The organism is Candidatus Thiothrix phosphatis (genome assembly GCF_035668035.1).
Taxonomy (GTDB): Bacteria; Pseudomonadota; Gammaproteobacteria; order Thiotrichales; family Thiotrichaceae; genus Thiothrix; species Thiothrix phosphatis.
The window spans coordinates 40,412-46,874 of sequence record NZ_JAYMYJ010000140.1 but is presented as its reverse complement, the minus strand read 5'-3'; the positions used below and the strand labels follow the sequence as shown (position 1 = coordinate 46,874).

The window sequence follows — 6,463 nt, the reverse complement described above, 5'->3', positions numbered from 1 at the left end:
ATGGTGGGACATGTGCGACTCGAACGCACGACCACCTGATTAAAAGTCAGATGCTCTACCGACTGAGCTAATGTCCCGAAGACGCGCTATTATACGGAAGCAGCTTTTGGTTTCAAGCCTTTTTTCGGACTTTTTCTCTAGTTTCTTCGTCCTGTCATTCCAGCTAAACATCAATCTTCTGATGCTGAAAGCACGGTAATAAAGGCGGCTGTTAGAGCTTAAGCACTGGGTTTCCCTGTGGGCAAGGGATAACCTGCGCCAATGATATCCCTTCAGGTTTTGTCTGGGCAGTCAGCCAAATTTGGCTGACTGCCCCTTTACTGGTTTCTTGCAGGCTTTGCAGGGTGTTGCTGGCGCGTTCCGGATCAAAAAAGGCGAAAGGCTCATCCAAAAATATCATCTGAGCGTCCGCCTTGGTGGCGTCAGTCAGCGCGTTGGCCAGCGTGATCCGCATGGCCAGCGCCACCTGCCGTTGGGTGCCGGTGGAGATTTCGTTGAAATCAAGGAAATCGCCTTTTTCTTCCGATAGCACCTTGAGGCTAAAATCCGGCAGGATTTCCAGCGATTTGTAATGTGATTGGGTAAAACGTTGCAGGAATTCAGGGCAACGGGCTTGCACCATCTGATTGAAGCGCCCGATGGAGCGGCTAGCGTCCCGCTGCAACAGGTCGATGGCGGTGCTGGCCACGACCTGTTCGCGGCGTTCGTGCTCCAGATCATGTTCCTGTTGCTGCAACAATTGCTGCAGTTGGGCGCGCTGTTGCAGATGCGTTTGTTCAGTCTGGATATCGGCCTTGGCCATCGCCTGATAGTTTTGCAACTCCTGGTTACGGTTGGTCAGGCCGGTATGCAAGGTATCAGCGGCGCTGTGCACATACAGCGCTTTGGCCTGATAGTGGAGCGCAGCCTGTTTCCAGTCTGGGACTGCGGCCATGTCGGCGTGGCTGTTGCTGGATTCCGGCAGTTCCAGATGCTTCGCCAACAGGTAATCAGTGCTGTCAGTTTGCAGCAGGCGGGAAACCGGTTGGGTGCAGACCTGATAGCTTTCATCCATAACACTGGCGAGGTTTCTGGCCTGCCGTTGCAACGGGCGTAAATGGCGGACGTCGACATACCAGCCGTAGACCAGCAGGCAGGCTCCGATCAGGGCGGCGATGGAGGCCAGCCGGATGCTGGTCCTGCCTGTTAGGTCACGGATCCCTTCAGTCATTGCCGTCAGGAAGTGCGTGCCCCATTCTGGTGTGAACAGCAGAAACAAGCCAACCAACAGGGTAATTAAAAAAATCAGCAGAACTATTTTTGTCCAGCGTGAGATTTTGCGGCTACGTTGGCTGGCCTGCTGGAAGCGTCGCAGGTTGTTGGGGTAGACAACGGTTTCTTTGTCTAATTTTTCCTCTAACAACAACAGACGTTGCTGATGTTCATCCAGGTCGGTGACGATGCTGTTCAGGTGGGGAAGCTGGCCTTCGTCAATGTGCAGGGCTTCAATGGCTCCGGCAGTGTGCTGGCGTTTGGCGTCCAGTTCTTCCAGGGTGGCCAGGCGATCTTGTTGTTCGTGCTCCAACTGGCTGCTGAGGCGGGCATGTTCCTTGAGGCCAGCCAGCGCCCGTAAAGCGTCGCTGTCGCCTTCCCGTGAGCTGCTGTTTTGTTGGCTCCAGTAAAACGCTTTGGCGAATGCGTCGTAGTGATAACCCAGCAGGGCCTTAAGCTGACGCTCCACCCCTTCGGGCGTATCCGCCAACGTGGTTTCCTCTTCCGTGGAAAACAGGGTGGCGGCGGTTTCACCTGCGCTGTTGATGGAGCGTGCCAGCCGGTATTCATGCCCCCGATGCTGAAGCCGTAAGGAGACACTGGCCTTATCCGTTCCCCAATGAATCAATTTGGCGGCTTCTTCAGGTGGAATTTGGGTGGTGCGCCCAAACAGGCCAAACTGGATCGCATCGCCAATGCTGCTTTTGCCCGATTCGTTGCCGCCCACCACCGCCAACAGGCCGCGTTCCGGCAAGTTGTCCAAACGCAATTGGGTATATTTGCGGAAATTTTCTGCGTGAATGGAGAGGATAATCATGCCCGCTTACTCCATATGCCGGGTGGCTTCCAAACGGGTGAGCACCAGCTTGACAGCGTCAATGTACACATTGGGGTCGAAACCATCGGCGTTGGCATGCGCCGGATAATCCTGGCGGCAGAACTCCATGAAGCGGCGCGCCGCTGCTGTTTTCAGCTGGTTTGGTTGCACCGCCTGCAAAATATCGGGCAAAGGGGAGGGTTTTGGGCTTTTTTTTCCAAACATGCGCTTCTCCGCTGCTATTTGTCATCATCCTTGCCAGATAACTATATGCAAAGAACCTGAATTTTGCCGGGGAAGCTGGTAACAGTGGTTAAAAAACGAAAAGGGAGGGGTTAATGCCCCTCAGTTTTCATTTTGTCGAGGCGTTCCTTGGCCAGTTTGGTGGTGTCGGTATTGTTTGGGAAGAACGTGATGACATCCTCCAAGGTTTGGCGGGCCTTTTCCCATTCTTTCAGTTCGTAAAAACTGTAGCCGAGCTTGAGCGCGGCATCCGGCGCCTTGTCGCTGCTTTTATGTTCTTTCAGCACCACCAGGAACTCTTCGACGGCACCCTTGAAATCCTTTTCGGCATAGAGGGCTTCGCCTATCCAATACTGGGCGCTGGAGGCCAGTGAACTGTTGGGATATTCCTTGAGGAAGGAGCGGAATTCCGGGACAGCTTCTTTGGGGTCTTGCAACAGGGTTTGGAACGCCTGGTCATAGACAGAGCGTTCGTCTTCCACTGGTGGGGAGGCAGGGTCATTTTTATTGCTGCTGGTTGTATCTGTCGATTTGGTCGACGTATCTTTATCCTGGTCAGGCTTGTCGGCGGGCTTGTCAGCGTCGGCAGCGGGTTTGTCAGCGTCGGCGGCGGGTTTGTCAGTCCCCAGATTTTTATCGTCCAACTTGCCTGTCCCGTAGCTGTAAAAACCGTTTGGGTCACTTTTTTCCGGGGCGGGTTTGCTGGTTTCGGCGGTGGGGAGAGGCGTTTTGGCGTTGTCGTCGGCAGGTTCTTTCAAATTGTCGATGCGTTCATCCACTTGCTGAAAGCTTTCCTGCTGCTTGCTTTTAAGGGTTTCCAGCTCATTCTGCAAATTTTCGTTGTCGCCCCGCAGGTTTTTCAGTTCCTGCTCCAGCTCATTGACCCGTTGCAACAACTGGACGGCTGCTTCGTCCGGCAGCGGTTCCGCCCAAGCTGGCGCCGCCAAGGCGGCGGCGGTCAGGATGCTGAGTGCGTTACGCTTCAGTGTGTTCTGCATTGTCCTATTCTCCGGCATATTTGATTTCAACGCGGCGGTTCTTGCCCCACGCTGCTTCATTATGCCCAAAGTCGGCAGGAACTTCTTCCCCATAACCAATGACGTCCATTTGATTGGCGCGCACGCCCTTGACTTGCAAATAATCCAGTACGGAATAACCGCGCCGTTCAGACAAGGCGACGTTGTATTCACGCGAGCCGCGCTCGTCGGCATGGCCTTCCAGGCGCACCCGCAAGTTGGGGTAGGCGCTCAACAAGGAAGCGTGGGCGTTCAGGATATTCATGTATTCCGGGCGGATGTTGGAGCTGTCGAAGTCGAAATAAATGATCCGCTGCGCCAGGATGCTGTTTGGGTTGCTCAACTCCGCCGGTGTGTAAACGCCACTGCCAGCCCCGTAATTGGAGCCAGAGCCGCCAGCCCCAGAACCGTAACCATAACCGTAGGGGTTGTTATTGCCAGCGCCGCCAGTGCCTGCGCCGTAACCTCCGGTTGCGCCGCCGCCTGTTCCCGGCGCGGTTGTTTGGGGTGCGCAACCGGATACGGCCAGCGCAACAGCCAGTACGGAAGAAGCCAATAATTTCATGTTCATGACACTCATCTCGCTATTCGTCATCAATCAAGATAGGGGGACCAGGCAGGGTCGCGTACATCGCCCGCCTGTGAATACAGGATCTGGTGGGCCTTGCCGTTATCGCTGGCCACCGCCAATGAGCCGCGCCCACCTGCGTCAGTGGCGTACAGCACCATCACGCCATTCGGGGAAATGGCGGGTGAATCATCCTGGCTGCCGCGTGAAATGGTGCGTGTTTCCTTGGTGGCGGCGTTCATCAGGGTGATTTTGGAGGTGTTGCCGCTCTCCTGCACCATTGCCACGGTGTTGCCAGCGATGCTGGCGCCCGCGTTATAGCCGCCCGAGAAGGAGATGCGGTTTTCCCCACCGCCAGTGGCGGCGGTCTGGTAAAGCTGGGGTTGCCCGCTACGGTCAGAGGTGAACACCAGCGTATTGCTGCTGGCCCATTGTGGCTCCACATTGATGCCACGGGTATTGGTGATCTGGCGCGCGCCGCCGCCACTGGCATTGGCGACCACGATATTGTAGTTGCCCCGATCCGCCACGCTGTAGGCGATTGAGTTTCCGTCCGGTGACCATGAGGGTGAAATGCTGGAGCGGTTCGGGTCGGAAATGGCGCGTTTGCCGCCGGATGCCAAATCTTGCACGTACACGACCGGACGCCCGCTTTCGTAGGACACATAAGCCAGTTGCCGGGCATCCGGCGACCAGCTTGGCGACATGACCGGCTTGCGTGAAGACACGATGGTGCGCGGGTTGAAGCCGTCAGAATCCGACACGATCAGTTGGTAGGTCTGGTTGCGGGCCGGGCCACTGGCGGAAACGTAGGCAATGCGGGTGTCGAATGCGCCTTTCACCCCAGTCAGTTTTTCAAAGACCAGATCGGCGGCTTTGTGTGCCATGCGCCGTTGGTTGGGGTGGGACGGTATGCGGAATGAGCCGACTGCCTGGCCGCTGTTGACATTGATCAGCTGGAAATCCAGCCCGCCGGATTGGCTGCCCACCACGGCGTATTCCGCGCCCGCCGCCCGTAGGGCTTCGGGTGAGGAACTGCCGCCAGCGCGGGTCGGGTCAACCAGGGCGAAGCGGCCACTGCGTTGCAGGTCAGCTTCGATCACTTTTGATAAGGGGCTGAAAGGCGTCACCAGGATGCGGGTGCCATCCGCCGAAGCATCGCTGTCGATGCGGATATGCAATTCCTCCGCCGCTGTCAGGGCTGGAAGCAAGACGCTGGCGGAAAGCAGGAGGGTTGTCAGCAGTTTCTTTTTCATGACTGTTACTCAAACGTAATGACAAGGGTATCGCCGTAAAGCTCGCTATATTCCGGCTTGGGCAACGGATCAGAGCTGTGGACGGCGGCTTTGAGTGATTCACAGAACGCAGGGCTGCCTTTACAGGACAATGAAAAGCGGTTGATGGTTCCGGGTGAGCGCACACTGATGCGGGCAGTGCCGGACATGCCGAAATGCTCGGATGGTTGGTTCCAGTTGCCTTTGACTTTGCGGCGGATGGCGCTGGCCCAGGCGGAACGGGCGGAACCCAACTCACTGGCGCTGGGGCCGGCTGCTGCCGCAGCGGCAGCCCGGCGGGCTTCGTCTTCGGCAGCCTTGCGTTTGGCTTCGGCCGCTTTCCAGCGTTCGCGTTCGGCGGCCAGTTGGGCTTCTTCTTCAGCGGCTTTTTTGCGCGCCAGTGCTTCAGATTTGGCTTTGGCTTCTGCGTCTGCGGCCGCTTTGGCTTTTGCTTCTTCCGCAGCCTTGGCTTTGGCCGCGGCTTTTGCTTCTTCCGCAGCCTTGGCTTTGGCCGCGGCTTTTGCTTCTTCCGCGGCTTTGGCCTTGGCGGCGGCTTTTGCTTCTTCCGCAGCTTTGGCTTTGGCGGCGGCTTTTTCCCGGGCTTTCCTGTCCGCCAGCGCTTCGGCTTCTGCTTCCGCCTTGGCCTTGGCGGCTTGGGTTTTTTGGCGTTCAGCTTCCTGTTGCTGGCGCTTCTCTTCCGCTAACGCTTGACGGCGGGTTTCCGCCTTGGCCTCGGCGCGGCGGTGGGCTTCGGCTTTGGCGCGTTCTTCCTCGGCGGCCTCCTGGCGGGCGGCTTCTTTGGCTTTGTCTGCCGCCGCTTTTTGTTCCGCCAAGGCTTTGCGTTGTGTTTCCTGCTGTTGGCGTTCGGCTTTGGCTTCCGCCTGTGCTTTTTGTTCTGCCAGGGCTTTGCGTTGTGCTTCTTGTTGCTGGCGTTCGGCTTCGGCTTGCGCTTTCTGTTCCGCTTCCTGTTGCTGGCGTTCGGCTTCAGCTTTCCGTTCGGCCTCTTGTTGCTGGCGTGCCTGCTCGGCGCTTGCTTCCTGTTTGTCAGGCTGCTGCGGTGAGGCGTCCTGTTCCTTGGCGGTCAGGCCGGTGCGGGCAGCTTCGTCTTCGGTTGGTTTCTCGGTTGTTTCACCATCTGGGGTGACGACCTGTACAGGGACATTGTCTGAGGTTGTGGACGGACGGTCGGTCAATTTGAAGCTGAGTAATAGCACCAGCACGATGACTACGTGCAGTAGAATGGCCCAAAGTAGCGCCTGTGGTTTGTTGCGTATTTCTTTAAACATGATCTTTT

General features: G+C 57.0%; 6 protein-coding genes and 1 tRNA gene. All 7 read right to left on the bottom strand.

Annotation, left to right across the window (positions count from 1 at the left end; all coding sequences use genetic code 11):
• Position 1: 1 nt before the first annotated feature.
• The 7 genes from VSS37_RS16830 to tolA all read right to left on the bottom strand — a co-directional run bounded on the left by VSS37_RS16830 (position 2) and on the right by tolA (position 6,455).
• Positions 2-77: transfer RNA gene (locus tag VSS37_RS16830), tRNA-Lys, on the bottom strand.
• 134 nt (positions 78-211) lie between these two features.
• Entirely contained in the window at positions 212-2,068 is a 1,857-nt protein-coding gene (locus tag VSS37_RS16825; RefSeq protein WP_324697076.1) for an AAA family ATPase, read from the bottom strand.
• A gap of 6 nt (positions 2,069-2,074) precedes the next feature.
• Positions 2,075-2,293 (bottom strand): hypothetical protein, encoded by a 219-nt coding sequence (locus VSS37_RS16820; RefSeq protein WP_324697075.1) that lies wholly within the window; start codon positions 2,291-2,293, stop codon positions 2,075-2,077.
• 110 nt (positions 2,294-2,403) lie between these two features.
• On the bottom strand, positions 2,404-3,309 hold the full coding sequence (gene ybgF, locus VSS37_RS16815) for a tol-pal system protein YbgF (protein WP_324697073.1): 906 nt from the start codon (positions 3,307-3,309) through the stop codon (positions 2,404-2,406).
• A 4-nt stretch (positions 3,310-3,313) separates the two neighbouring features.
• On the bottom strand, positions 3,314-3,898 hold the full coding sequence (gene pal / locus VSS37_RS16810; RefSeq protein WP_324697071.1) for a peptidoglycan-associated lipoprotein Pal: 585 nt from the start codon (positions 3,896-3,898) through the stop codon (positions 3,314-3,316).
• A gap of 23 nt (positions 3,899-3,921) precedes the next feature.
• Positions 3,922-5,151, bottom strand: coding sequence for a Tol-Pal system beta propeller repeat protein TolB (gene tolB, locus VSS37_RS16805; protein WP_324697069.1), 1,230 nt, complete (start codon positions 5,149-5,151; stop codon positions 3,922-3,924).
• A 5-nt stretch (positions 5,152-5,156) separates the two neighbouring features.
• Positions 5,157-6,455 carry a cell envelope integrity protein TolA gene (gene tolA, locus VSS37_RS16800; protein WP_324697067.1) on the bottom strand — a complete coding sequence of 433 codons (1,299 nt, stop codon included), beginning with the start codon at positions 6,453-6,455 and terminating at the stop codon, positions 5,157-5,159.
• Between the last annotated feature and the right edge of the window lie 8 nt (positions 6,456-6,463).

Coding starts and splice junctions, on each gene's coding strand:
- pal (WP_324697071.1), bottom strand. CDS start 3,898: ATGAACATGAAATTATTGGCTTCTTCCGTACTGGCTGTTGCGCTGGCC.
- tolA (WP_324697067.1), bottom strand. CDS start 6,455: ATGTTTAAAGAAATACGCAACAAACCACAGGCGCTACTTTGGGCCATT.
- VSS37_RS16820 (WP_324697075.1), bottom strand. CDS start 2,293: ATGTTTGGAAAAAAAAGCCCAAAACCCTCCCCTTTGCCCGATATTTTG.
- ybgF (WP_324697073.1), bottom strand. CDS start 3,309: ATGCAGAACACACTGAAGCGTAACGCACTCAGCATCCTGACCGCCGCC.
- VSS37_RS16825 (WP_324697076.1), bottom strand. CDS start 2,068: ATGATTATCCTCTCCATTCACGCAGAAAATTTCCGCAAATATACCCAA.
- tolB (WP_324697069.1), bottom strand. CDS start 5,151: ATGAAAAAGAAACTGCTGACAACCCTCCTGCTTTCCGCCAGCGTCTTG.